Annotated in this window: 21 protein-coding genes; 11 read left to right on the top strand and 10 right to left on the bottom strand. The window is 64.4% G+C overall.

From position 1 onward, the window contains the following. Nucleotides 1–19: 19 nt before the first annotated feature. Together glpD and AX703_RS10085 are read right to left on the bottom strand one after the other, a co-directional pair. Nucleotides 20–1561: a glycerol-3-phosphate dehydrogenase gene (glpD, locus tag AX703_RS10090; protein WP_062343858.1), complete on the bottom strand. Its 1542-nt coding sequence runs from the start codon at nucleotides 1559–1561 to the stop codon at nucleotides 20–22. 59 nt (nucleotides 1562–1620) lie between these two features. After that, entirely contained in the window at nucleotides 1621–2373 is a 753-nt protein-coding gene (locus tag AX703_RS10085) for a FadR/GntR family transcriptional regulator (protein WP_039335594.1), read from the bottom strand. A 101-nt stretch (nucleotides 2374–2474) separates the two neighbouring features. Between AX703_RS10085 and manD the strand changes: the two genes are divergently transcribed. The 6 genes from manD to AX703_RS10060 all read left to right on the top strand — a co-directional run bounded on the left by manD (nucleotide 2475) and on the right by AX703_RS10060 (nucleotide 7612). Next, on the top strand, nucleotides 2475–3683 hold the full coding sequence (gene manD, locus AX703_RS10080) for a mannonate dehydratase (RefSeq protein ID WP_039335596.1): 1209 nt from the start codon (nucleotides 2475–2477) through the stop codon (nucleotides 3681–3683). 27 nt (nucleotides 3684–3710) lie between these two features. Then, nucleotides 3711–5228, top strand: a complete 1518-nt coding sequence (locus tag AX703_RS10075) for a hypothetical protein (RefSeq protein ID WP_062343857.1) — start codon at nucleotides 3711–3713, stop codon at nucleotides 5226–5228. Beyond that, nucleotides 5228–6112 (top strand): sugar kinase, encoded by an 885-nt coding sequence (locus tag AX703_RS10070; RefSeq protein ID WP_062343856.1) that lies wholly within the window; start codon nucleotides 5228–5230, stop codon nucleotides 6110–6112. Before AX703_RS10075 ends, AX703_RS10070 begins: the two co-directional genes overlap by 1 nt. 131 nt (nucleotides 6113–6243) lie before the next feature. Beyond that, nucleotides 6244–6624 (top strand): class I SAM-dependent methyltransferase, encoded by a 381-nt coding sequence (locus AX703_RS28305; RefSeq protein ID WP_231735476.1) that lies wholly within the window; start codon nucleotides 6244–6246, stop codon nucleotides 6622–6624. Nucleotides 6625–6633: 9 nt separating this feature from the next. After that, nucleotides 6634–6987, top strand: a complete 354-nt coding sequence (locus AX703_RS28300) for a hypothetical protein (RefSeq protein ID WP_231735475.1) — start codon at nucleotides 6634–6636, stop codon at nucleotides 6985–6987. A gap of 10 nt (nucleotides 6988–6997) precedes the next feature. After that, complete coding sequence (locus AX703_RS10060; protein ID WP_062343855.1) at nucleotides 6998–7612, top strand: HAD-IA family hydrolase; 615 nt, start codon at nucleotides 6998–7000, stop codon at nucleotides 7610–7612. A 49-nt stretch (nucleotides 7613–7661) separates the two neighbouring features. Here AX703_RS10060 and AX703_RS10055 read toward each other — a convergent pair whose 3' ends face one another. The 6 genes from AX703_RS10055 to AX703_RS10030 form a co-directional block, all read right to left on the bottom strand. Beyond that, on the bottom strand, nucleotides 7662–8906 hold the full coding sequence (locus AX703_RS10055; protein ID WP_062343854.1) for an MFS transporter: 1245 nt from the start codon (nucleotides 8904–8906) through the stop codon (nucleotides 7662–7664). 23 nt (nucleotides 8907–8929) lie between these two features. Then, on the bottom strand, nucleotides 8930–11614 hold the full coding sequence (locus AX703_RS10050; protein WP_062343853.1) for a glycoside hydrolase family 2 TIM barrel-domain containing protein: 2685 nt from the start codon (nucleotides 11612–11614) through the stop codon (nucleotides 8930–8932). Nucleotides 11615–12031: 417 nt separating this feature from the next. Continuing rightward, nucleotides 12032–14998 carry a TonB-dependent receptor domain-containing protein gene (locus AX703_RS10045; RefSeq protein ID WP_230487893.1) on the bottom strand — a complete coding sequence of 989 codons (2967 nt, stop codon included), beginning with the start codon at nucleotides 14996–14998 and terminating at the stop codon, nucleotides 12032–12034. Nucleotides 14999–15207: 209 nt separating this feature from the next. Continuing rightward, nucleotides 15208–15987: an SDR family NAD(P)-dependent oxidoreductase gene (locus tag AX703_RS10040; protein WP_062343889.1), complete on the bottom strand. Its 780-nt coding sequence runs from the start codon at nucleotides 15985–15987 to the stop codon at nucleotides 15208–15210. Further along, nucleotides 15984–16799, bottom strand: coding sequence for an SDR family NAD(P)-dependent oxidoreductase (locus tag AX703_RS10035; RefSeq protein ID WP_062343852.1), 816 nt, complete (start codon nucleotides 16797–16799; stop codon nucleotides 15984–15986). Before AX703_RS10035 ends, AX703_RS10040 begins: the two co-directional genes overlap by 4 nt. A gap of 5 nt (nucleotides 16800–16804) precedes the next feature. After that, the gene (locus AX703_RS10030; protein ID WP_062343851.1) at nucleotides 16805–17587 is read right to left on the bottom strand and encodes an SDR family NAD(P)-dependent oxidoreductase; all 783 of its coding nucleotides are present in this window, start codon (nucleotides 17585–17587) and stop codon (nucleotides 16805–16807) included. A gap of 151 nt (nucleotides 17588–17738) precedes the next feature. Here AX703_RS10030 and AX703_RS10025 point away from each other — a divergent pair, with 151 nt between their 5' ends. From AX703_RS10025 to AX703_RS10015, 3 genes are all read left to right on the top strand, one after another. Next, nucleotides 17739–19139, top strand: coding sequence for an SRPBCC family protein (locus tag AX703_RS10025; protein ID WP_062343850.1), 1401 nt, complete (start codon nucleotides 17739–17741; stop codon nucleotides 19137–19139). Between the two features lie 131 nt (nucleotides 19140–19270). Then, the gene (locus AX703_RS10020) at nucleotides 19271–20056 is read left to right on the top strand and encodes a ThuA domain-containing protein (RefSeq protein ID WP_062343849.1); all 786 of its coding nucleotides are present in this window, start codon (nucleotides 19271–19273) and stop codon (nucleotides 20054–20056) included. 73 nt (nucleotides 20057–20129) lie between these two features. Further along, a complete protein-coding gene (locus tag AX703_RS10015) occupies nucleotides 20130–20495 on the top strand; it encodes a cytochrome c family protein (RefSeq protein ID WP_039335623.1) in 366 nt (121 codons plus the stop codon). Nucleotides 20496–20542: 47 nt separating this feature from the next. On the opposite strand, the gene AX703_RS10010 is transcribed toward AX703_RS10015, so the two are convergent. Then, a complete protein-coding gene (locus AX703_RS10010; protein ID WP_082734520.1) occupies nucleotides 20543–21133 on the bottom strand; it encodes a rhodanese-like domain-containing protein in 591 nt (196 codons plus the stop codon). An 80-nt stretch (nucleotides 21134–21213) separates the two neighbouring features. Between AX703_RS10010 and AX703_RS10005 the strand changes: the two genes are divergently transcribed. Both AX703_RS10005 and AX703_RS10000 read left to right on the top strand, forming a co-directional pair. Then, nucleotides 21214–21972, top strand: a complete 759-nt coding sequence (locus tag AX703_RS10005) for a quinoprotein dehydrogenase-associated SoxYZ-like carrier (RefSeq protein ID WP_062343848.1) — start codon at nucleotides 21214–21216, stop codon at nucleotides 21970–21972. After that, nucleotides 21969–22907 (top strand): quinoprotein relay system zinc metallohydrolase 1, encoded by a 939-nt coding sequence (locus AX703_RS10000; protein ID WP_062343847.1) that lies wholly within the window; start codon nucleotides 21969–21971, stop codon nucleotides 22905–22907. The genes AX703_RS10005 and AX703_RS10000 overlap by 4 nt, the downstream gene beginning before the upstream one ends. On the opposite strand, the gene AX703_RS09995 is transcribed toward AX703_RS10000, so the two are convergent. Continuing rightward, nucleotides 22908–25160, bottom strand: coding sequence for a TonB-dependent receptor (locus AX703_RS09995; RefSeq protein WP_062343887.1), 2253 nt, complete (start codon nucleotides 25158–25160; stop codon nucleotides 22908–22910). Between the last annotated feature and the right edge of the window lie 2 nt (nucleotides 25161–25162).

Here is a 25162-nt window from a genome sequence, read left to right as displayed (position 1 = left end):
CATTTCCCCCAGACCCTTGTCAGGCGTTCGCCTTGAACCAATACGCCAGCTTCTCGGCCACGTCTGTCGCGGCAGTGAGGCCGAGCTTGCTGCGTCGCCACAGCACGTCCTCCGCGCTGCGCGCCCACTCGTGGGTCTGCAGATAGCGCACCTCGGCTTCGGTCAGGCCTCCGCCGAAATCGGTGCCAAGGTCCTGCCAACCTTGCGCATCCCCGAGGATCATGGCGAGCCTCGTGCCATAGGCGTGCGCCATGCGCTTCATGGTTGCGGCTGGAACGAAGGGCCACCTCTCGCGGGCCTGTTTCAGAAACCCGTCGAAACCGGCCGCGCCAAGCTCACCGCCCGGGAGCGGCGAAAGGTCCGTCCAGGCATCTCCCGATCCGGCCAGCCATGGCTTCAGATCATCGAGCGCATGTTCGGCAAGACGCCGATAGGTCGTCAGCTTGCCGCCGAAGACGCTCAACACCTGCGGTCCCTCCGAGCGTCCCAGCTTCAGCACATAATCGCGGGTGACGGCCTTGGCATCCTCCTGCCCGTCGTCGAACAGCGGACGAACGCCCGAATAGGTCCAGACTACATCGGCAGGCGCAATCTGCCGCTCGAAGTACCTGTTCGTGGCCGCACACAGATATTCGACCTCTTCCGCACTGATCTTCGGCCGCGCCCGCTCGTCCTCGCCTACGGCAACGTCAGTCGTCCCGACGAGCGTGAACTGACCTTCATAGGGAATGGTGAAGACAATCCGGCCGTCGTCCTGCTGCAGGATGAAGGCATGGTCGCCCGGATAGATCTGCGGCACCACGATATGGCTGCCCTTGACCAGCTTGATCGCCCCATCGCGCTTCGCACCCGCGACCGAGCCCAGCATGCTCGCCACCCAGGGGCCGGCAGCATTGACGATCGTGCGCGCGCGCACCGTGCAGGGCGCCGCGATGGCTGGTTGCGGCGCATCGGCGTTCGGTTCAAGGGCCACCGTCCAGGCATCGCCCTGCTGCTCCGCCCCCGTGACTGCGGTTCCGGTCAGGATCGTCGCCCCGCGCTGCGCCGCGTCGATGGCAGTGAGCACGACGAGGCGCGCATCATCGACCCATGCGTCGGAATAGACGAAGCCCCTGGACAGCCCCGGCTTCAGCCCCTTGCCCCATTGCGGTTCGCGCAGGTTCACCCCATGCGACTTGGGCAGGCTGTGCCGCCCGGCGATGTGGTCATAAAGGAACAGCCCGATCCGGATCATCCACCCCGGCCGCCCACCCTTGGGTTGCGGCAGCACGAAGCGCAGCGGCCAACTGATGTGCGGAGCGATCCTGATCAGCCGCTCGCGCTCCTGCAGCGATTCCCGTACGAGCCGGAACTCGTAGTACTCAAGGTAGCGCAAGCCGCCGTGAATCAGCTTGGTGCTCGCCGATGATGTGTGCGCGGCAAGATCGTCGCGCTCGACCAGCAGAACGCGAAGACCGCGTCCCGAGGCATCGCGGGCAATGCCCGCTCCATTGATGCCGCCGCCGATGACCAGCAGGTCATAGACCAGATCCGGATCAAGCTCCGGGTACGGTGCCGTCATTCCAAGGTCTCGCATTTCATCCGTTCAAAGCTGCGCGGTCTGCGCGCGCCTTTCCACCATCACGCCGTGGCTTTGGCGTAGCGATCGCGTTTGGCTTGTGTTGCTCGTCGTGCTTCGGCGAGGAGTCGTTCTTCGGTGGCGAAGAGGAGGCCGTCGAGCACGGCGGAGAGGTGGGTGCGCATGGCGGTGCGGGCGGCGTTGGGGTCACGCGCGCGCAGGGCCTCGAGGATCGCGGTATGCTCCTCGACCACCGGCTTGATGTTGGCGTGGCGGGCCTTCTCGTGCAGGAGCGCGGCCTCGGGCGATGTGCCGCGCAGGTCCCACAGCTGCGCCACGGTGTTGTAGACCGCCACGTTGCGCGTCGCCTTGGCAATGGCGAGGTGGAACGCGCGGTCGGCGGTCTCGGTGCCGTTGGGGCTCCGGTTCTCCTCGGCGATCTGCTGGACCAGCACCTCGATCTCGGCAAGGTCCTCGTCGGTCATCTGCGTGGCGGCCAGTGCCGCTGCCTCGCCCTCGAACAGCAGCCGCGCCTCGGTCAGTTCGAACGCGGTCACGTTGAAGCCGGGACGGTCGTTCTCGCCGGGCAGCCGCTTCACATAGGCGCCCGAGCCGACCCGCACCTCGACCAGCCCCTGCACTTCGAGCGCGATGATCGCCTCGCGCACCGTCGGCCGGCTCACCTCGTAGCGCAGCGCAAGGTCGCGCTCGGCCGGCAGGCGGCTGCCCACCGGATAGCGCCCGCTGGCCAGTTCATCGAGCAGCGAGCGGGCGAGATCCTGATAGAGCCGGTCGTGTGATTTGCCAGTTGTCATGGAAACTTTCTGGTATTACCAATTCAAGAAACTTGACAGACCGAAACCGGTCCGTCAATCGGTATTACCACAATCCGCCTGTCCTTAGCGAGTGTCCCCCCATGAAAATCACCGCCGCCCGCGTCATCGTCACCTGCCCGGGCCGCAACTTCGTGACGCTGAAGATCGAGACCGACCAGGGCGTCTACGGCATCGGCGATGGCACCCTCAACGGCCGCGAGCTCTCGGTCGTCGCCTATCTCGAGGAGCACGTCATCCCCTGCCTCATCGGCATGGACCCGCGCCGCATCGAGGATATCTGGCAGTATCTCTATCGCGGGGCCTACTGGCGCCGGGGACCTGTCACCATGCGCGCGATCGCCGCGGTCGACATGGCGCTGTGGGACATCAAGGGCAAGATGGCCGGCATGCCGGTCTACCAGTTGCTGGGCGGCCGCAGCCGCGACGGGATCATGGTCTATGGCCATGCCAACGGCGCGGACATTGCCGAGACGGTGGAAGCGGTCGGCCACTACATCGACATGGGCTACAAGGCGATCCGCGCCCAGACCGGCGTGCCCGGCATCAAGGATGCCTATGGCGTGGGCCGCGGCAAGCTCTACTACGAACCGGCCGATGCTGCCCTGCCCTCGGTCACGGGGTGGGACACGCGCAAGGCGCTGAACTATGTGCCCAAGATGTTCGAGGAGCTGCGCAAGACCTACGGCTTCGACCATCACCTGCTGCATGACGGCCACCACCGCTACACCCCGCAGGAAGCGGCCAATCTCGGCAAGATGCTCGAGCCCTACCAGCTGTTCTGGCTGGAAGACTGCACGCCGGCCGAGAACCAGGAAGCCTTCAGGCTGGTGCGCCAGCACACCGTCACCCCGCTGGCCGTGGGCGAGATCTTCAACACCATCTGGGATGCCAAGGATCTCATCCAGAACCAGCTGATCGACTACATCCGCGCAACCGTCGTCGGTGCCGGCGGCCTCACCCACCTGCGCCGCATCGCCGATCTGGCCAGCCTCTACCAGATCCGCACCGGCTGCCACGGCGCCACCGACCTCTCGCCCGTCACCATGGGCTGCGCCCTCCACTTCGATACCTGGGTCCCCAACTTCGGCATCCAGGAATACATGCGCCACACCCCCGAAACCGACGAAGTCTTCCCCCACGACTACCACTTCGAAAAGGGCGAACTCTTCATCGGCGATACCCCCGGACACGGCGTCGACATCGACGAAAAACTCGCCGCCAAATACCCATACAAACCAGCATACCTCCCCGTCGCACGGCTCGAAGACGGAACAATGTGGAACTGGTAGGACAACAACGACAACAGTGAGGATATCATGAAGAAGGCATTTCTTGCGGCGACCGCCATGGTTGCCTTGACCGGCGCGACGTCCGTTCCCGCCCCCTCGCTCCAGCTTGCCAAGCTCGCGAAGGTCGGTACCGTCAGCGATCGCTATCAGTCCTACAACATCGAGATGGTCGAAGTGACCGGCGGCCGCTTCTGGGCGCCCTATGGCGGCCCGGCGGACGAACGCTATCGCCAGCGCCCGCCGATCGACCTGACCGATCCCAAGCTCGTCGCGCTGGCCAAGGCACTCGGCCCCAGCCTCGTGCGGGTCAGCGGCACCTGGGCCAATAACACCTACCTTGAAGCCGAAGGCGAACATCTCTCCGCCCCGCCCGCAGGCTTCGTGCAGGTGCTGACCCGCGATCAGTGGAAGAACGTGGTCGCCTTCTCCAAGGCCGTCGATGCGCCCATCGTCACCAGCTTCGCCGTCAGCAACGGCACGCGCGATGCCAATGGCGTGTGGACGCCAGCGCAAGCGCAGCGCCTGGTTGATCTTACCCGCGAGGCGGGCGGCTCGCTCTACGCCGCCGAGTTCTTCAACGAAGCCAACATGCCCAGCGCCGCGCCGCAGATGCCCAAGGGCTACACCGCTGCCAACTACGGCGCCGAATTCCGCCTGTTCCGCGATTGGGCGCGCAAGGCCGTGCCCGAGATGAAGATTCTGGGCGCCGGCGGTGTTGGTGAGGCTGGTCTGCTCAAGGACGTGCCCGTGCCCGCGGAAATGGGCACCCACGTCAGCAGCGAAGACATGATGCAGGCCAACCCGAACAGCGTGGACGGGGTCTCCTACCACTTCTACGGCAGCGTCTCGCAGCGCTGTGCGGGCCTTGGCATCGGCACTGCACAGAAGGCGGACGCGCTCACCGCCAAGTGGCTCGACATGACCGTGCGCGATTACCGCTATTACGCCGCGCTGCGCGACCGGTTCGAACCCGGCAAGCCGATGTGGAACACCGAAACCGCTCAGGCCGCGTGCGGTGGCAGCCCATGGGCCTCGACCTTCCTCGACACCTTCCGCTACCTCAACCAGAACGCCGCGCTGGCGCAGCAAGGGTTGCAGGTCGTCATGCACAATACGCTCGCCGCCAGCGACTATGCCCTGATCGACCGCGATACCCTGACGCCCCGTCCCAACTACTGGGCCGCTGTGCTGTGGAAGCGCACAATGGGCAGCACCGTGCTCGCCTCGCCGGCATCGCCCTCGCCCGCATTGCGGCTCTATGCCCACTGCATGCCCGGCCAGCCCGGTGGCGTGACTGTCATGGCGCTCAATACTGGCGAGGCCGCGCAGCGCGTCAACCTCGGCGGCAAGGGCATGGGCTGGACGATGACCGGGCAGCCGCTCGACACCCGCGCGGTGCTGGTCAACGGCAAGGCCCCTGCCCTGTCTGCGGACTACAAGCTGACCGGCCTTGAAGGCACGGCGGTCAACGGCAAGGTCACCCTGCCCGGCCAGTCCATCGCCTTCTACGCCATGCCTGGCGCCGCCAACCCGGCCTGCCGCTGATGCGCGCAGTCCTTGTCGGCGAGGCGATGCTGGAGCTGTCGCAGGACGGCAGCCTCTGGCGCCTCGCCTATGGCGGCGATACGCTCAACACCGCGATCCACCTCGCCCGCAGCGGGGTGGAGACGGCCTATCTGACCGCGCTCGGCACCGATCCGTTCAGCGCGGATATCAAGGCGCAGTGGGCGGCCGAAGGGCTGGACACCAGCCTTGTCCTCGCTCACCCTGCGCGCAATCCCGGCCTCTACGCGATCACCTGCGACGATGCGGGCGAGCGCAGCTTCACCTATTGGCGCGGCGAAAGCGCGGCGCGCGCTTTGTTCGATTGCAACGGCATCGAGGCCGCCCTGGCCCATGCCGAAGCGGCTGACCTGCTTGCCTTCTCGCTGATATCGCTGGCCATCCTGCCCGAAAACGGCAGGGAGGCCCTGCTTGCCCTCGCCCGCAAGGTCCGCGCCAAGGGCGGCCTCATCGCCTTCGACGGCAACTACCGCCCGCGCCTCTGGCCCGACCGGCAAACTGCCCAAGCCGCGCGCGATGCCGCCATCGCCGTCGCCAGCATCGGCCTGCCCACGCTCGAGGATGAAACCATGCTCTCGGGCGAGGCAGATGCCGCTACCGTCGCCGCCCACTGGCAGGGCCTCGGCTGCAGCGAAACCATCGTCAAGCTCGGCGCCCAAGGCTGCCGCCTACCCGATGGCCAGATCCTCGCTCCTGCCGAAGTCCTGAAGCCCGTTGATACCAGCGGCGCGGGCGATGCCTTCAACGCAGGCTACCTTGGCGCGCGCCTTCGTGGCGAACCGGTTGCACAGGCTGCGAAAGCGGGGCACGACCTTGCTGGTTGGACAATCATGCGCTCGGGCGCGATCCCGCCGCGGGATTGCTAGGGCGCGCGGGCAGATTCCCGGATGGTGGGAACGTCAGCTGTCCGCCATTTCCCACGAATAGCTGCCGTTCCGGACACGACGTCTCTGCGGACTTACTGGCAGCGGCGCACAATTTCCTCTAACCGCTGTGCATGGCCGCACGATATGACACAATCGGGATCAACTACGAGCAGTTGAGGAAGCCGGATTACCGGATCGCTGCGCAGATCAATCTTGCTTTGGGTGCGGCCTCGACAGTGCTGAACGTGGGAGCAGGAACGGGGTCGTATGAGCCGTCCGACAGGCAGGTGACTGCTGTCGAGCCATCGATCGAAATGATCCGCAAACGCCACGCAAATGCCGCGCCTGCGGTGCAAGCAAGCGCCGACGGACTGCCGTTTGATGACCAGTCATTCGATGCCGCAATGGCTATTCTCACGATCCACCACTGGCCCGACAAGGCCGCCGGCCTGCAAGAGATGAGGCGTGTGACGCGCGGCCCTATCGTGTTGCTGACATTCGATCCTTCGTGAAGGCCTTGGTTGACCGAATATCTGCCTGAGCTAGCTGTACTCGATGAACGCCAGATGCCGGCAATGTCTCATTACGCCGATTGGCTCGGACCGGTGTCAACTGTGCCCGTTCCGGTTCCGCATGATTGCACTGATGGGTTCCTCTATGCCTACTGGCGCAGGCCCGAGGCCTATCTGGACGAGCGGATCAGGTCGGGAAGCTCGTCATTCTGGTCGCTCCCGGGTCTGCAGACAGGGATTGCAGAATTGGCGCATGACCTGGAAAGCGGAGATTGGGACCGCAAGTTCGGGCATCTTCGCAGTGAAGATGAATATGACGCAGGTTACCGGTTGGTGATCGCTCATCCCGCGCCGCGCTCCTGACGCCCAGTTCATGCAACGCAGGGCCATCATGGTCGATGTGGATGGCGTGCTGATCACGCACCCTAACCCCGGAGGCTGGTCAGCCAATCTTGAGATCGATCTTGGAATCTCCCTTCTGGCTTTGCAGCATAGATTCTTTAATCATGACTGGCCCGATGTCGTGCATGGACGCGCGGCTTTGCGGGAGCGTTTGGTCCCGGCCCTCGCCGAAATTGCGCCAGAGACATCCCCGGATGCTTTGATCGATTACTGGTTCCGCAACGACGCACATCTTGACCAGCGGCTGCTGGAGGAATTGCAGGACCTGCGAGCCGAGGGTTTCGAACTCTATCTCGCAACAGTCCAGGAGCACGAGCGCGCTGCATTTCTCTGGGACCAATTGAAACTGCGAGATCGCTTCGACGGAATGCATTATTCCGCCGATCTCGGCTATTGCAAGCCGAACCGTGCCTTCTACCGTGCTGCAGAAGCTGCTTCGAACTTGCCGCCCGAAGCCATATTCTTTGTCGACGATAGAATTGAGAACATTTCGGCAGCAAAAGAATGCGGTTGGACCTCAGCCCTGTGGGCCGGGCAGGACACTTTGCGTGACCTTATGCGCAAGTTGCAGTGGTACGGCAGCTGACCACCCCATCCAGCTGTTCAACGTTCTTGCTCACGACCTAAAACAGCAGTCATGCCGCCTGAGGCCTCGCCCGCAGCAGGCTCCACAGCACCACCGCCGCCAACAGATCAAGCCCCGCCAGCGCCACGAACAGCGGGTTGTAGCCGAACACGTCGGCACTCTGCCCGATCAGCAGCGTGAACAGCATGCCGCCGATCCACGCCGAGGTTCCGGCCATGCCGCTCGCCGTGCCCACGGTGCGGCTGTCGAACACGTCGGCGCAGAGCGTGATCAGCGCGCCGTTGAGCAGCTGGTGCGCAAAGCCGCCAATACAGAACAGGGCAATGGCCATCTCGGGCGAGGTGGCAAGGCCGATGCAGGCCGGCCCCACCATGCAAAGTGCGCCCAGCGTCATCGTGATCTTGCGCGATGACAGCATCGATGAGCCGCGCTTCATCAGCCACGGCGGCAGCAGCCCCGCAGCCAGACTGCCAAAGTCGGCGGCCAGGAACGGCAGCCAAGCCCACAGCGCGATGGATTTCAGGTCAAGCTTCCACACCGCCACAAGGTAGAGCGGGATGAAGAAGTTGAAGGTCTGCCACGCCGGTTCGGCGAGAAAGCGCGGCACGGCAATCGCCCAGAACGAACGGCTGCGCAGCACCTGCCCCTTGGTTGCCGGCTTGGCCGCATCGGGCTGGTTCATCGCGGCAATCGCGTCGCGTTCCGCCTGCGAAAGGCGCGGGTGGACCGCAGGATCGCGGTAGCCGAACCACCACATCCCGGCCCAGACAAGGCTCAGCGCACCGGTTACCAGGAACGCCGCCTGCCAGTTCCACGCGAGGATGCAGAACGCGACCAGCGGCGGGGCGATCATGTTGCCAACGCTGGTGCCCATCTGGAACAGGCTGGTGGCCAGCGGCCGCTCCTTCGCCGGGAACCATTGCGCCACGGTCTTGGTGCCCGCCGGGATTGCCGCTGCCTCGCTTGCGCCCAGCAGCGAGCGAAAGAAGGCAAGGCTCATCCACCCGGTCGAAAGCGCGTGGGCCATGTTGCTCAGCGCCCAGCCCACGGCGAAGAGGAAGAACCCCAGCCGCGTGCCGAGCGCATCCAGCACCGCGCCCGCAACCGTCTGCATCACCGTGTAGCTCGCCTGGAACGCGAGCACGACCCAGCTGTACTGCTCGGTCGTCATCGCAAACTCGGTCTTGAGCGTCGGCGCCGCCACCGACAGTGTCGAGCGCGCCAAGTAGTTCAATATCGTGCCGAGCGTGATCAGCGCGATGATCCACCAACGCAGCGGGAGCTTCCTGAGCATAGCTTCTGTCCGTTGCCTTGAGGTCAGCGCAGCCGCTCGATCTCGATCATCGAGACCCGGGCATCGGTGGTACCGCTGATGAAGTCGAGCGCGAGGCTGCCCTTTGCCTTGACCGTGAAGGTCCGCGCTTCAGCCACCGCCCCGCTCGCCGGAATGGCTGGCTGGAACTTGCGCAACAGCGTCTTCTTGCCGCTCTTCACCTCGAACGTGCCCACCTTCTGCGTGGGCGCGGTGGCAAACCACAGCGTCACCTTGTAGCGCCCGTCAGCCACCGGCACGCGGTAAGAGAAAGTGCCGCTGCGATAAGTCGCCAGCGCGGCCCGGTCGGTCGTTCCGGCAATCGCGGTGGGCACCGCAGGCTTGCCAAAGTCGGCCGGCTTGTCGAGCGAACCCGCCTGCCCGCCCTCGAACCAGTTGTCCGAACCCAGCACCCGCCCTTCGCTCTTCGCCGCCAGCAACGTTCCGGCATCGATCACGAAGCGCCGCGCAGTCTCCGGCGTCAACATCCAGCGTGCGCTGTCCTCGACCGTGCCGCCGGCGTGGACGCCCCGCGCCACCAGCGCATTGCTGCCCTCGTCCAGGCGAACGCCGCCCCACACGCAGGCCTTCTGCGGGCAATCGCTCTTCACCCCCAGCGAACGGCCATTGAGCAGCAGCTCGGTGCTCGCGGTGTTGCTGTAGACCTTCACGTCTGTCACCGGATAGGCGCGGTCGACATAGCGCTTCGAGGTGATGTGGACCATCGGCTCGGGGTTCCAGTTCGCCTTGTAGAACCAGAAGGCATCCTTGCGGGTCTTGTGGTCGTAGGCGATCAGGCCCTTGGTATTGATGTCCTGCGCATCGCCCTCGGTCCGCACCGTCGTGGCAAAGTCGAACGAGTTCCACAGCCATGTGGCATAGATCCAGGGCCGCGCATCCAGCTGCGCCAGCGCGGTTTCGTGAATATGGCTCTCGTATTCCTCCGGCTGCGCCGCGCCGCGTGAATCGGCCGGCCCGCCCAGCACATTGTCGGTGTGCATGGTCAGCGCGCCGCCGGCGCCGTATTCGGTCACGGCCAGCGGCTGCTGCGGCCGCTTGGCGCGCAGTCCATCGAGATGCGGCCCGAGGTCGCCGGGCTTGCCGAAGTACCACCCGAAATAGCGGTTGGCCCCGCCAAGGTCCGCTGCCACGGCTGTCGTGGGGATCTCAATATCATTGCCGAATGCCCGCGCCTCGCAGCACGTCGCCAGCGCCGTCGGCCGCGAAGGATCGAGCGCCTTGGCCGTCTTCTGCAACTCGTTCAGTAGCGGCATGGGATCGACCTCGCGCCCATCAGCCCCGCCAAACATGAAAGACGGGATCGAATTGCCGAAGTCCACCTCGTTGGCGATGCTCCAGATGGCCGAAGCGGCATGGTTCTGGTTCTGGCGCACCAATTCGGTCAGCTGCGATTTGGCATTGGCGACCAGCGCCGGATCGGGCACCTTGCTGCCGCCCAGCGTCCACACCGAAACCAGCGGGATCTCGTCCCACACCACCATTCCGGCGCGGTCGGCCAGATCGTGCACGTCCTGCCCGTGCTGGTAGTGGGTCAGGCGGATCGTGTTCGCGCCCATCTCGCGCAAGGTGGCAATATCCTCGGCCACATCCTCGCGCGAAATGGCCCAGCCCTTGCCGTCGCGGTCCTGATGATAGCCTGCGCCGCGCAGGCGATAGGGCTGGCCGTTCAGGATGAAGCCGCGATCTGGATCGAACGCCATCGTGCGCAGACCATAGGGCTGGCGCACTTCGTCCGACACTGTGCCATCGGCGGCAACCACCTGCGTGACCAGATCGTAGAGATAGGGATCGGCAGTGCCGTGCCACAGGTGCGGACCCGCCACTGTCAGCCTAGCGGCAACCTCGCCGACCTTGCTCGGCGCAAGCGTCGCCGGAACAGTCGCGCTGGCCGCTTCGGCACCGCCTCGGTCGATCAGCCGCACCCTGACGCTGGCCTTGGAAGCCTTGGCCGTATCGTTCTGCACCCGCACTACCAGGTCGACGTGCGCCTGATCCTTGTCGGCCTTTACCGTAGTCGCGCGCACGCCCGGCCCCCCGGCATCGGCGAGATCGATATGCAACGGTGCGGTCGTCACCAGCCGCACCGGCCGGTAGAGCCCGCCGTGCACGAAGAAGTCGCCCGAAAGCGGCAGGACGTCGGCGGTGGAGCCACCGGCCTTGGGCTGTGCATTGTCCACCCGGACAACCAGCACGTTCTCTCCAGAAGCCTTCATCGCCGCCGTGGCATCGAACCTGAAGCGCGAGAACCCGCCGCGATGTTCGCCAAGATAGGTGCCGTTAAGCCAGACCTTGGCCACGCGGCTCGCCGCATCGAACTCCAGCCAATGGCGCTTGCCCCTGGCGCCCGCCGGCGTCGCAAAATGCAGGCGATACCAACCGATACCCTGCCGCTTGTCCACTGTAGCGGCCGTGTTCGTGCCGCCACGGTCATGCTTGTAGTAACCAACCCGGTTCCAGGTGTGCGGCACCGAAACCTGCGTCCACGTCGCATCGGCAAAATCCGGGGCGCTCGCCTCGGCCACGTCTTCTGCCGAGAACCGCCAGCCCGCATCCAGAACCATCACGTCCCGCCGAGATTGCGCGAAGGCAGGCAACGTGCCGGCGATGATCAGGCAAGCGACGGGAGCGGCAATGATTGCGCTCGCACGACCTGCTCGAAATGACCCCATTCAACCTCTCCAGGTAAGCTTCTGCTTATTGCGTTGCTGACCGCCAGCCCCTTCGGAACTTGATCGAAGCTGAAGCGAAGCGCCTGTCGATCCAATCCGGCGAAGGTTCACCGTCCAATCTTCATGACTTACGCAAAATTTGGCCTGACCACAAAGCACTTTTTGCTCTGTTCGACACTTGGGCCGGTCATTTGGGTCGGACATTTGGACATTCTGCATGACAATCAGAGACTTCGGCAGAGCCAGCGGCACAATGGCGCCGCCAGCATAAAGCCGAGACTACGGGAATTGGCCAGTCCAAATTTGCTCACAGCGTCGTCACCCTGCCCTGAAACAAGGCGGCACTTGCAAAGCGATCCACAACGCAAAAGGCCGGCCCCAGCGGGACCGGCCTTCGCAATCAGAGCTCTTGGGCGATCACATGGTCACGCGGGCACCTGCATAGAGGTAGCGGCCGACGAAGCTGATCGGATAGTTGCTGGAGAAGCGGTCCGGCTTCTGGTTCCAGATGTTGTTGCCGCCAATGTAGAAGCGGAACTTGTCGTCCACGTCGAACGCCACCTGCACGTCATGCTGCCAGCGTTCCTTGATCCACAAGTACTCGGGCGCGACGATGTCCGGGTTGGCGGCCAGTGTTTCCAGCTCGTAGCGACGCGTCTTGCTGAACCAGCTGATGCCGTAGTTCACCGTCACGCCATCCATCTTCCAGGTAATGTCGCCAGTGGCGTTCCACTTGGGGCTGTAGGTTTCCTCACGATCGATATCCACGTTCGCGCCCGGGGTCGGGATGAACTCGAGCCGGTCGAGATAGCCGCCGATCAGGCTGAGGCTGAACGAGCCGAGCTTGTCCGTCCGGAAGCTGTAGTTCAGGCGGAAGTCCGCACCTGCCGTGCGGAAGTTCGCCACGTTCACCGGCTGCACGAAGTAAGTGTTGATATAGCCGGTGCCGGTTGCGCGCCCCACGTTCTGGCAGAACACGTTGTCGAGGCTCGGCTGGTCGACGCAAAGTTCGGCAACGTCCTGGGCCGTCGGCGTGTTCACCGCGTTCTTCAGCTTGATGTCCCACCAGTCGAACGAGGCGACGAGGCCGGGGATGAAGCTGGGACGCAACACCACGCCAGCGGTCCACGTCCGCGCCGTCTCCTCGCGAAGGTTGCGGTTGCCACCGGAGAAGCCGGGGAGGCTGACCGTAGCGGTCGGATCGTTCTCGGGGTTGAAGGCTGCGATCTGCGCGGGCGTCAGGCCGGCTGCAGTCAGCACAGCGCGGCAGTTGGCCTCGCGGAACTGCGTGCCTTCGGTGATGAACACCGGATCGCACGGATCGCTGATGAACGAGAAGCCACCGTTGCGCGGCGCAAACAGTTCGGTGATGTTCGGAGCGCGCACTGCCTCAGACAGCGTGCCACGGAACGTCACGTCGGGGATCGGCGCATAAGTACCGTCGATCTTCCAGGTGGTCGTCTTGCCCACCGTGGAATAATCCGAAAGGCGGATCGCCGCACCCAGCGTCAGGTTGTGCGCAAAAGGCATTTCTCGCAGGACCGGTACCGAAAGCTCGGCAAACGCTTCCTTGACGTCGAACGAGCCTTGCTCGGGCAGCTGCAGCGAAAAGTCGGCCAGCGCACCCTGCTGAAGCAGATCGTCGGGCACGAAACGGCTCGACTCCTTGCGGTATTCGCCGCCCAGCGCAAAGCCGACCGGGCCGCCCGGCAGTTCGAAGAACTGGCCGAAGTCGCCCGAGATCGATCCCGAGATCACGTTCTGGCGAATGCGCGCCCGGTTCACGATGTCGGCGTTGACCCAATCCAGTGCGGCTTGGCTGCGCACGCCGTTGCCCAGCAGGTTCAGCGGAAGGCATCCGCTGTTCGCGCCTGGCGTGAAGGTCGTGGCCGGTGCATCGTAGTTGTTGGGATCGATGTTGCCAGTGGGGTCGATGGTCGAACGGCAGACGATATTGCCCGCTCCATCACGCACCGCATCCACGGCCGCGAAATAGCGATCGGCGATGCGGTAGTTGGTCAGGAGGATGTTCGACTTGGTCTGCCCGAAGACGTAGGACACGTCATAGCGTGCATGGTCCGAAATGCGGCCTTCGAAGCCGAGGACGGCGCGGATCGTCTCGCGATCGTTGCGTTCGCCGCGCACGCCAAGGTCGAAGTTGTCGCGCGACAGCAGCGCACCGCCGCTGGTGTCGGCGATGCCGGCGTAGCGATCCTGCAGGAACGGGTTGTCCGGCGTCAGGTACGTGAAGAAATCGAACGAGGGCTGATTCTGCGTGAAGGTCCGGTTCTTGACGTACTTGCCTTCGACATAGACCGACAGCGCATCGCTGAAATCATAGTGCGCCAGCAGATTGACGTTGTGGGTCCGGTTGTAGGCCTGCAAGTCGCCCTGGTAGCCGGCCAGCGGCGTGCTGTCGCCGCCTTGCGTCAGGCCGCCGGCGGAACTCAGCAAACGACCACGGTCATAGACCTTGCCGGAACCGGTGAAGTCGGGGATCCCGTCGAAGTCGAGGTCGATCGCACCATCGACCGAGCTGTCGGCGTAGCGCAGGTCGTTGGTCGGCACCCGGTCGGGCAAGTTCGGATTGTCCGGCAGGTCCGCCTGATTGCGGACCAGGCCAAAGCTGCGTCGCGGATCACCGGTAAAGTCGCGGCGGAAGCTGCTGACACGGTCGATCTCGCGGAATTCATAGGCCACCGCAATGTTGCCGCGGCCGTCTGCGAAGTTGCGCCCTGCAGTGACCGAGCCATAGCGTTGCCCGGCGTCGCCCTGATCCGAGATGCCGATCTGGCCGGAAGCGACCACTCCGTCGAAATTGCGCTTGAGCCGGAAGTTGACTACGCCTGAGACGCCGTCCGCACCATAGATCGCCGAAGCACCGCCGGTCAGGACGTCGACGCTTTCGATCAGGTCGGTCGGGATCGAGTTGATGTCCACAGCGGCGGTGCCGGCAAGGCTGGCGACGTGGCGCCGGCCATTTACCAGCGTCAGCGTACGGTTCTCGCCAAGATTGCGCAGGTCGAGCAACTGCACGCCGACCGCACCGAAGTCGGCGTTGGAGCCCGAGGTGCGCGCGCCGCTCAGCGAGTTCAGCAGCGCCGGGTTCTGGGCCAGCGTCTCGACGATCTGGACGTTGCCGGCCTGCTGCAAGGTTTCCGACGTTACCGACACGATCGGGTTGGGCGCATTGTAGTCGGCGCGCTGCTGGATGCGACTGCCGGTCACGACAATGGTGCCGCTGTCTTCGGTCGCTTCTGCGCCCTGCTCGGCCACTTGCGGTTCGGCCGTCTGCGCATCCTGCGCAAGGGCAGGGAATGCCAGGGTGGCGATGCTGCTGGCAGAAACGAGCATGGCTGCCCGCAGGAGTGTCATTTTCGTCATGGAAATCCCCATTGATCGGTCGCGTCTGAGCGCTTGGCCGGGAATTCCACTAAAAGATTAACAGGGTCAACTGCCCGGAGGGTCATTTCCGGGCAGCCCCATAACTTTAGTTCAGGATGATGCATTTTCATCACAGAGTATGACGAATCTTTTCCCTAAACCCCTGTATTGTCTTTCTATTTTGTGACAAAAAATTAAACGAACGTTCATCAGACCTGGCTGAACCCACCATCCATCACGAATTCTGCGCAGGTGACAAAGCTCGCCGCGTCAGAGCACAGATAGACCACACCGCCGCCCATTTCCTCAGGCCGACCCATGCGGCCGATCGGGTGGTTGGCCACGATGCCCTGCATCGCCACCTCGCGCGAGGGCACCGCGCCCAGCTCGACATAGCGGTCCATGATCGAGTTCAGCATGCCGGTGTCCACGCCGCCCGGATGCACCGAGTTGACGCGGATGTTGTAGCCCAGCGCCGCAAATTCCGCACCGAGACACTTGCTCAGCATCTTCACCGCCGCCTTGCTGGTGCAATAGGCCGCGTTGAACGCCGCCCCGCGCAGGCCGCCAACGCTGGAGAAGTTGACCACCGAAGCACCGCCAGTGCGCGCCTTGCCGCCTTCCTTCAGCAGCGGCAGCAGAACTTGCGTACCGATGATGATCGAATCCACGTTGATCGCGTTGACGCGGTGGAAATCGGCCAGCGGAGTCTCTTCGAACTTGGTCACGATCGAATAGCCGGCATTGTTCACCAGCGCATCGAGGCGCCCGTACTTGTCCTGCACCAGCGCCGCGACGGCCTGCCAGTCGGACTCGTTCGTGACATCATGCTTGAGGTAATGGTCCGCCCCTTCGATCTGCGCGTCTGGCGCAAGGTCGGTGGCGATCACCGTGGCGTTCGCGGCCTTCAGCGCCTTGACCAGCTCACGCCCGATCCCGCCCGCTGCGCCTGTGACGACGGCGACCACATTGTTGAGAGCGATTGTCATTTCGCCGTCCATCCCCCGTCGATCACCAGCTCCGCGCCGGTCATGTAGCTTGAATCCTCGCTGGCCAGGAAAAACGCGGCCGACGCCAGTTCCGAAGGCTGCGCCAGCCGCCCGATCGGCGTTGCGCCGACCACGCCTGCCACCAGATCGTCGGGCTTTTCGGCAAAGCCCTGATCGACCCAGCGCTGGAAGCCGGCCTTGAGCAGCGGCGTCTCTACAAAGCCGGGGTGCAGCGAATTGGCACGGATCGGCGTCTTCTTCTGCGCAAATTCGATGGCGATGCCCTTGGTGAACAGCCGCACGGCGCCCTTGCTGGCATTATAGGCCGAAACCTCGTTCATGCCGACGAGACCCATGATCGAGCTGACGTTGATGATCGAGGCACCGCCGCGGAAATCCTTGCCGCTTTCTGCCATCAGCGGGACGAAATGCTTGGTGCCGAGGAACACGCCATCGACGTTGATCGACATGATCCGCCGCCAGCCTTCCATCGAAAGGCTCTCGACCGGCCCGGTCAGGTCGATCCCGGCGTTGTTGACCAGCACGTGGCACTTGCCGTGGCGCTCTTTCACGAGGGCAACCGCGCGCTCCCAGTCTTCTTCCTTGGCGACATTGGCGCTGATGTAGCTGGCCGCCTGCCCCAGCTTGCTCATCACTTCGCGCGCGGTATCGCTATCCTCGGCATCGAGGTCCGAGAGCACGACTTCGGCCCCCTCGGCCAGGAATCGCTCGGCGCAAGCCAGGCCGATCCCGCGCAGGCCGCCCGATACGAAGGCAACGCGCCCCTTCAGGCGCTGTGCAGACAATTCCATGTTCCTCAGACCCCCATCATGCCGGCGGTCGTCGCGCCGTCGATCGCGTATTCGGCGCCGGAGATGAACCCGGCCTCGTCGCTGGCAAGGTAGGCCACCAGCCCGGCCACCTCGTTCAACTGCGCCATGCGCTTCATCGGCGCCATGCCCTCATACATCGCGCGCGCAGCGGCGGGATCGGGCTGGCTGTTCATGATCTGCTGGATAAGCGGCGTTTCCACCACACCGGGCAGGATCGCATTGACGCGGATGGCATAGCCCTTTTGCCCGCAGTGCACTGCGGCAGACTTGGCAAGCGCGCAGACAGCGGCCTTGGTCACGGAATAGGTCACGTAATTGCCCAATGGGCGCGTGGCATTCATCGAGGAATTGATGATGATCGACCCGCGCGGACCTTCGGGATTGCGCTTCATGCCCTTGATGGCGTTCTGAACGGTCAGCATCACGCCGGTCTGGTTGACCGCCACGACATTGTCCCAGCCCTCGATCGAAACATCCTCGATGCTGGCGTCGCCGCTTTCGGTGCCGGCATTGGCGAATACGATGTCGAGCCGGCCTTCGGCGGCGATGATCTCATCGACCAGGCCCGGCCAGCCAGCGGCATCCTGCACGCGCAGCTTGCGGAACACCGCGCCCGTTTCGGCGCAAAGCGTGGCGGCCGCCTCTTCCTTCGATCCGGTGAACCAGACCTTCGCGCCTTCCTCGCTCAGTCGTGCCACGGTGGCCGCGCCGATGCCGGTGGTGCCACCGGTAATCAGGGCGACCTTGCCTTCAAGCCTCTTGGACAATTGCTCTCTCCCGCGAGAATCTGCGTCAGTTTATGATGTCAGTGGTTACGCGCAGGCGGCAGTCGTGCAACCTATGCTTTCAGCAAGGTGACGCGCGCGCGCATGGGCGGCAAAACCGGCACCAATACCGGAATCTGGGTGAGGAATCATAATGGCTGACAGTGACCCTAACATGGGCGGCGGAAAAGCCCGTTGCGAAGCGATCAGCTGGCAGGAACTGCTGGCCCAGGATTCGCGCCCCGCTCCGGCGATGCTCACCGAGGAAAGCTACGAGTACCGCGGCTCCGAACCGCTGGCGGCAGAGCGCTACACGTCTGAAGAATTCGCCCGTCTCGAGCGCGAGAAGATGTGGCCCCACGTCTGGCAGTTCGCCGCGCGCGAAGAGGACATCCCCGAAGCGGGTGACTACACCGTGTTCGAAAACGCCGGGCGCTCCTGGCTGATCTCCCGCCAGGAAGACGGCAGCGTCAAGGCGATGCACAACGTCTGCCTCCATCGCGGACGCAAGCTGCGCACCGAAGACGGCACCGCCGACACCTTTACCTGCCCCTTCCACGGCTTTGCCTGGAACAAGGACGGCAGCTTTGCGGGCATGCCCTGTTCGTGGGACTTCAAGCATCTTTCGGCAGAAAAGATGCAGTTGCCCGAGGCGGAAGTGGGCCGCTGGGGCGGCTACATCTTCCTGCGCGAGGAACCGGGCGGCCCCACTCTCGAGGAATACCTTGCCCCGATCCCTGAGTTCTTCAAGCGCTGGCGCCACGAGGAATGCACCACGGTGATCTGGGTGGCCAAGGAAGTCCCGGCCAACTGGAAGGTCACCGCCGAAGCCTTCATGGAAGCGTGGCACACCGTCGTCACCCACCCGCAGCTCCTGCCCTTCACCGGCGATGCCAACGCCGCCTACTGGACCTATGGCGACAACGTGAACGTGAACCACGTTCCGTTCGGCATCATGTCCCCGCACGTCGATCCCGAGGGCAAGACGCAGCAGTGGATCGTTGACGAGTTCTGCAAGTACAATGGCCGCTCGGCCGACAACTACGATGCCTCGGGCGATCCCTTCGCGGTCAGCGTGCCCGAAGGCATGACCGCGCGCGCCGCATTGGGCGCCGCCATGCGCGCAGGCTATACCGCGCAGACTGGCTATGATCACGACCACGCCACCGACGCCGAGCTGCTCGATGGCCTCGTCTACAACGTCTTCCCCAATTTCGCACCGTGGGGCGGCTTCATGCCGAACATCGTCTATCGCTGGCGTCCCGGAAAGACGCCCGACACCTGCCTGATGGAAGTGCGCATCCTCGCCCGCGTCAAGAAGGGCGATCCCATGCCGCACGGTGTGCCGATGAAGCTGCTGTCGAACGACCAGAAGTGGACCGATGCGCCCGAACTCGGCGTGCTCGGCCACGTCTTCGAACAGGACATGGACAACCTGCCTTACGTGCAGGAGGGCCTCCACGCGTCGAAGACCGGCGAGGTCAATCTGGGCGACTATCAGGAAATCCGCATCCGTCAGTTCCACCAGACGCTCGACAAGTACTTGAACGCATGAGCGAAGCAGGCCGCCCCTTTTGCTCCCCTCCCGCAGGCGGGAGGGGTTGGGGGTGGGCATCCCACGCCAGCGTTTGCAAAAGAACAAAACCGCCAAGGTCAAGCGGCTGCCAGTTCTAGAGGTGATACCAAGTGACTGAAAACACAACGGAAGTTCACCCCCCACGCATCGATTGCGTGCTCATCTGCGGCGGCGTCTGGCATGACATGGACTTCGCCCGGCTGGAGATCCTCAAGCTGCTGGCCGAGGACCCGGCGATCCGCACCCGCGTCTTCGAGGATTATGAGAACATCGAGGCGATCAAGGCAGCAGACATCCTGATCACCTACACTTGCGACGTCACGCCCTCGTTGAAGGCGCAGGAAGCCTTGCGCGATTGGCTGCAGGCGGGCGGGCGCTGGTATGCGCTGCACGGCACCAACTCCGTCCTGCGCTTCCTCACCGAAGGCCCCAACAAGGACCTGTGGGACGCGCCGCGCTGGGCGCCGCTGATGATGGACCTGCTTGGCAGCCAGTTCCTCAGCCACCCGCCGATTGCGCCTTATACGGTCACGGTGGCGGACCCCGATCACCCGCTGGTGCAGTGTATCGAGCCGTTCGAGACCACGGACGAACTCTATCACATGGAGTACCACGGCAAGCTACATGTGCTGCTGGAAACCGACTGCACCGTGGAGGGCACCGGCTTCGTCGAAGCGGCCGACGCCATCGGCAAGCATGCCGTCATGTATCTGAAAGACCACGGAAAGGGCGGCGTGCTCTACAACACGCTCGGCCATTGCCGCGGGCACTATGACCTGCAACCCATGCTTGATTGGTGGCCGACAGTCGACCGCTGCGCCTGGGACCTGCCGGTGTTCTACGAGTTGCTGCGGCGCGGGATCGGCTGGCTCAAGGATCGCGCGCCCAAGTCTTGATCCTAAAGTCCAATTTTGGCGGCAAGGGGGTCATGTCACACCCTTCCGGGTAAACGAATCCGGGAGAGACGACATGACCATCCTCCGCACAGCGCTGATCGCCGGCGCCCTGCTGACCGCCAACGCCGCGCAAGCCGGCCCCGCCGCTCCGCCCTCAACCTGGGCCCGCTGCGCCGTCTGCCACAGCAACACCAAGGGCGCGCCCGACAAGATCGGTCCCAACCTCTACGGCGTCTATGGCCACAAGATGGGCGTCAAGGGCACCTACAAGTTCTCTGACGCGATCAAGAAATCCGGCCTCAAGCTCGATGACGCGACGCTCGACAAGTGGCTGGAAAACCCGGCAAAACTCGTCCCCGGCAACCGCATGAGCTTCCCCGGCATCAAAGACAAGGCCAAGCGCGCCGAACTCATCGCCTACCTCAAGACGCTGAAGTAACGCCGGAAAATCCTCCCCGATAGTGCTGGGCTAAAACGGGGAGGGTCTCAGTGTGGCGCTATCGTCACCGGCTCTGCCTTGACCAGCGACCGCCCGGCGTCATTCCAGCCCTCGATGCCCTCGGCGAACCAGTAGACTTGCGCAAATCCCTCGCTGGCCAGGCGACGCGCGGCGTTCCAGCTCATCCAGCAATCGCTGCGGCAGAACACCACCACCGGAAGCGAAGGGTGCCTCGCCCGCTCGGCAGAAATCGCGGTGCGCAGCCCCTGCCAAAGCGCCGGATCGGGATGGCTGCGCCCTGTTTCGGGATGCCAAGCTGCACCCGGGATCGTCTCATGCTGCGCAGCAAGCGTCCACCTTCCCGACAGCGGATCGCGCACGCCACCCTCTGCCGGAAGCACATCGATGAACAGGGCATCGACCCCCGGCCTCAGGTGGAGCGCCTCTTCCGCCGAGATGGCAACGGCCGGTATCGGCGGGCGATCGACCGGAGCGCGATAGCGTGCCTTGCGATAGCCCGCAGCGTCGAACAGTTCGGGGGGAGTTGTGGCAGAGTTGGTGGTTTGCGCCTTAGAGTTGCCGGGGAGTTGGAAAGCGGCGAAGATCGCCAGGAAAAGCGCTACATGCCTTGTGTTCATGGCCTTTTCCGCCCCCTACGCCTTATTCCAAGGTCCAATATGATCGCTCTGGCAATGCGCGCATAGTGTGCTTTGGGAGAATGCGCATGATGGTCAGGATGACGATTGCTGCCCTCTTGATGCCGGGCTCGGCGCCCGCGCTGGCAGCGCCTGCCGATCCCCTGCACTCGCCAATGTGGGAGCATCACGCCGCGCGCCTGTTCGGCAAGGACTCTATCGTGTTCGATGACCGCGTTGCCGTCCACATTCCCGAAATTGCTGAAAATCAACGTGTTTTCCCTGTGACGGTGGACGCGCGCGCTTTGCCCAACGTGCGCCGCATCGTCCTCTTTGCCGATCTCAACCCCATCCCCGTCGCCGTCGACTACGCCCCCACGCGGGCCCAACCCTTCCTCGCCACGCGCATCAAGCTCGATCAGCGCACCCCGGTGCGCGCGGCGGTGCAGACGCAGGACGGAATCTGGCACGTCGGCGGATCCTGGATCGATGCCGCAGGCGGCGGCTGCTCCGCGCCGCCGGTCAGCCGCGTGAAGGGAGACTGGGCGGATCATCTGGGGGAGGTTCGGGGCGCGCAGTGGCTTGAAAAGGCTGGAGAAACCCGCCTGCGTCTGACCTTCCGGCATCCGATGGACACCGGGCTGGTGGAGAACATTCCCGCCTATAACATCGAGCGACTGACAGTCCGCGACGCCAGTGGCAAGTCCTTGGGCGAAATGCAGATTTTCGGCTCCGTCGCCGAAGACCCCGCGTTTACGGTGGTCGTCAAGGCAACGGGACCAATTGCCTTCGAGGCACGCGACAGCGCCGGCCTGGAGTTTCCCGGCAAGGTGGGTGCGTGAGGCTGGACCGCAGGGCGCTGTTGCTGGTCGGACTGTTCAGCCCCGCCGCCGCCTTCGCCGAGAAATTTGCGAGCAAATACAATCCCGTGGCCGAGCCGATCGCGGACGGTGTGTGGATGGTGCGCGGCGCGGACGAGGCCATTGCCTTTGCCAATGGCGGCGCCATTGCCAACAGCGCGATCATCGCGACAGAGGCGGGCGCAGTGCTGTTCGACCCCGGCGTCTCACGTGAACACGGCCTTGCGCTGGGAGCGCTGGCGCAAAGGCTGACCGGCAAGCCGGTGGGCCGCGTCTATATCAGCCACCTGCACCCCGACCATGCGATGGGCGCAGCGGCGTTCGACCCTGCAATCGTCCACGCCCTGCCCGCGACGCGGGCCGAACTGGAGCGCGATGGCGAGGGATTTTCGGACGCGATGTACCGCCTGCTGGCCGACTGGATGAAGGGCACGGCAATCGTCGTCCCGCAGGGCGATGTGTCTGAAGGCGCAGTGGAATTTGGCGGACGCAAGCTCCGCCTGATGGCACTCAAGGGCCACTCCGGCGGCGATCTGGCTCTGATTGACGAGGCGACGGGCACGCTGATCGCCGGAGACCTCGTGTTCCACGACCGCGCACCTTCGACGCCGCATGCCAAGCTGCCAGACTGGCGCGCTTCGCTGGATGTGCTTGCCGCCCTGCCGCACAAGCTGCTGGTGCCGGGGCACGGGCCGATTGACCGCAATGGAGCCGCGATTGCGCAGACCCGCGATTGGCTCGACTGGATCGAGGCGACGCTGCGCGATGCGGTGGCCCGGGGCCTCGACATGAGCGAGGCTGGCGAACTGCCGATTCCGCCGCGCTTTTCAACGCTCAAGGCCGCGCGGTATGAATTGCAGCGCAGCGTCTCGCACTTCTACGCAGCGCTCGAGGGTGAACTGCTGCCGCGGTTGTGATCAGAACTCCGCCCTGAGCGATACCGTCAGCCGGCGTGGGGCGCCGGGGGCGTAGGCGCGGGGGTCTTCGGCACCGGGCGCTTCGGCAAGATCGATCTCATCGACTTCGGAAAAGGTGCCGAAAGTGGCATAGCGCTTGTTCAGCACATTGCGGACCTGCGCGACAAGGCGGATGCCCGGCGCAAGGCGGACCGCGCCGTCGAGATCGAACACGGCATAGGCAGGCGTGCGCGCATTGTCGTTGCCCTCGTCACCGGCGAGATACTGGCCGGAGCGGGCGCGCATCGTGACACCGGCAGACCAGTTCCGCTCCTCGCGCGCAAGGCGCAGGTTGAGGGCGTGGCGCGGCACGGCAGGCAACTGGTCACCGCGCGCGACCATGATCGTGCCCTCGTCATCGGCCGCCGGGTTCGACGGGCTTGAAAGGGTGAAGGCATCGCGAAAGCGCGCATCGGTGAAGGCAAAGCTGGCCGAGGAATACCAGCCATCGTGCCGCCACTCCGCCGAGGCTTCGACGCCCTGCCTGCGGGTGTGGCCGAGATTGGCGAAATAGGCCCGCCCGCGCACGCTGGAGGCAATCATGCGGATATCGTTGCTGGTCTCCGAACGCCACAGATTGACCCGCCAGGCCAGCCTTCGGCCGGTTGCACTCAGCCCACCATGCCAGTTGGTTGCCGTTACCTGCCTGAGCGGCGGATCGGCGATGAAGAAGTTCGCGAGGGTGCAAGGCGCTTCCGGGTCGGCGCAGCTCAATTCCGCAGGGGTGGGATTGCGGCTGGTGAGCGAAAAACCGGCGGTGGCGTGAAGGCCCGGGGCCAGCGCATAGTCGAATTCGATCGAAGGATTGAAGCGATCGAAGGTGTGGCGCCCATTCAGCGCGGTGCCCAACTGGTCCTTCATCACCACGCGATTGTGCGAATAACGCGCTCCGGCCTCGACCGAGAGGGCCGTGGTCAGCGGCAGTTCGAGACTGGCAAAGAGGGCGAAATCGTTCAGCTTCGATACCAGCGACACCGGCTGGATCGCCCCTTCCGCCGAGACCAGCGGCAGGCTGAGATCCTCGACCGAGCGGTCTTCTTCCAGCTCGCCAAGGTCGGTCTGCGCGCCGAAGCGCGTGCGGGCGTGCTCCCATGTGCCGCCCAGTGCGATGCGGCGCGTGCCGAGGTCGGTTTCGACCGTGCCCTGCCATTGCAGGGTGACGCCATAGGCCTGCGTGCGCTCCTTCCCGCGATTGAACACCGCGGGATCGTCGCCAGCTGCGTCGGCGGCAACGGGAACGCCATTGGCAAAGAGAGGATCGCTGTAGCCGTCGTCATCATCCTCGACGCAAAGTTGCGCCGGGTTGGCATCGCAGGCACCGAAATCGGCAAGATCGCCGTTGGCATTGCGACGATCGAGGTATTGCCAGTGGGCGCGCAGTTCGAAGCGGGACGTATCGCCGGTCGAGAGCCACGGCGCGGCGACAACGCGGGCAAAGCGGGTACGCGTGCTGTCGGGCCGGGTGAACACCGCATCGTACTTCGCATCGAGCAGCTCGGCGGGCGAGACGCCGTTGCCGGTCAGGTCGGTCGCAGCGCCAAGCGCGGAGACCTCGATGCCCCAGCCCTCGCCCTGATGGATGCCCTTGGCAAAGCCGCGATAGAGCGTCGACGGACTGGCCACGCGCCAGCCTTTGTCATGCCGCGCTTCGAAGGCGACAAGCAGGTTGCCTTGTGCGGTGCCGGTGCCATAGCTGACCGCGCCGCCCGCCATGCCTTCGCTGTCGACATCGCCCTGGCCGCGCAGGCCGGACAGGGTCACGCCGTCGCCGGTCTGGACAAGAACCGATCCGGCCAGCGCATTGCGCCCCAGCACCGGATTGGCATCGTTGACCTGCGCCGCGACAAGCACCGTATCGGGCATGAGATCGAGCAGGACGACATCGCCGAACGGCTGGTTGAAGCGCACGCCATCGAGATAGACGGCGATGCCCTGCTCCATGCCCTGCAGCGCGCCGGCGGAAAACCCGCGCCAGTTCAGCGTTGCCTGCCACGGATTGCCGGCGGCTTCGCCCAGCGTCAGGCCGGGAATGGCGCGTTCGAGTGCGCGGCCAAGATCGGCGCGGCCCGAGGAATCCATGGCCGCAAGATCAAGTGCGCGAGCCTCGTCGAGGTCGATCATGCCACCGGGAGCATTGACGACGATCTGCGGATCGGTCTGGGCGAGAGCGGGTGCGGAAACGGCGGCAAACAGCAGCGGGATCAGCTTGCGCATCA

The organism is Novosphingobium sp. CCH12-A3, assembly GCF_001556015.1.
Taxonomy (GTDB): domain Bacteria; phylum Pseudomonadota; class Alphaproteobacteria; order Sphingomonadales; family Sphingomonadaceae; genus Novosphingobium; species Novosphingobium subterraneum.
This window is presented reverse-complemented; position numbering and strand designations above follow the sequence as displayed.

Bases quoted from the DNA above. Each gene is read 5' to 3' on its own strand.
- glpD (WP_062343858.1), bottom strand. From the start codon at position 1,561: ATGACGGCACCGTACCCGGAGCTTGATCCGGATCTGGTCTATGACCTG.
- AX703_RS10085 (WP_039335594.1), bottom strand. From the start codon at position 2,373: ATGACAACTGGCAAATCACACGACCGGCTCTATCAGGATCTCGCCCGC.
- manD (WP_039335596.1), top strand. From the start codon at position 2,475: ATGAAAATCACCGCCGCCCGCGTCATCGTCACCTGCCCGGGCCGCAAC.
- AX703_RS10075 (WP_062343857.1), top strand. From the start codon at position 3,711: ATGAAGAAGGCATTTCTTGCGGCGACCGCCATGGTTGCCTTGACCGGC.
- AX703_RS10070 (WP_062343856.1), top strand. From the start codon at position 5,228: ATGCGCGCAGTCCTTGTCGGCGAGGCGATGCTGGAGCTGTCGCAGGAC.
- AX703_RS28305 (WP_231735476.1), top strand. From the start codon at position 6,244: ATGGCCGCACGATATGACACAATCGGGATCAACTACGAGCAGTTGAGG.
- AX703_RS10060 (WP_062343855.1), top strand. From the start codon at position 6,998: ATGCAACGCAGGGCCATCATGGTCGATGTGGATGGCGTGCTGATCACG.
- AX703_RS10055 (WP_062343854.1), bottom strand. From the start codon at position 8,906: ATGCTCAGGAAGCTCCCGCTGCGTTGGTGGATCATCGCGCTGATCACG.
- AX703_RS10050 (WP_062343853.1), bottom strand. From the start codon at position 11,614: ATGGGGTCATTTCGAGCAGGTCGTGCGAGCGCAATCATTGCCGCTCCC.
- AX703_RS10045 (WP_230487893.1), bottom strand. From the start codon at position 14,998: ATGACGAAAATGACACTCCTGCGGGCAGCCATGCTCGTTTCTGCCAGC.
- AX703_RS10040 (WP_062343889.1), bottom strand. From the start codon at position 15,987: ATGACAATCGCTCTCAACAATGTGGTCGCCGTCGTCACAGGCGCAGCG.
- AX703_RS10035 (WP_062343852.1), bottom strand. From the start codon at position 16,799: ATGGAATTGTCTGCACAGCGCCTGAAGGGGCGCGTTGCCTTCGTATCG.
- AX703_RS10025 (WP_062343850.1), top strand. From the start codon at position 17,739: ATGGCTGACAGTGACCCTAACATGGGCGGCGGAAAAGCCCGTTGCGAA.
- AX703_RS10015 (WP_039335623.1), top strand. From the start codon at position 20,130: ATGACCATCCTCCGCACAGCGCTGATCGCCGGCGCCCTGCTGACCGCC.
- AX703_RS10010 (WP_082734520.1), bottom strand. From the start codon at position 21,133: ATGAACACAAGGCATGTAGCGCTTTTCCTGGCGATCTTCGCCGCTTTC.
- AX703_RS10005 (WP_062343848.1), top strand. From the start codon at position 21,214: ATGCGCATGATGGTCAGGATGACGATTGCTGCCCTCTTGATGCCGGGC.
- AX703_RS09995 (WP_062343887.1), bottom strand. From the start codon at position 25,160: ATGCGCAAGCTGATCCCGCTGCTGTTTGCCGCCGTTTCCGCACCCGCT.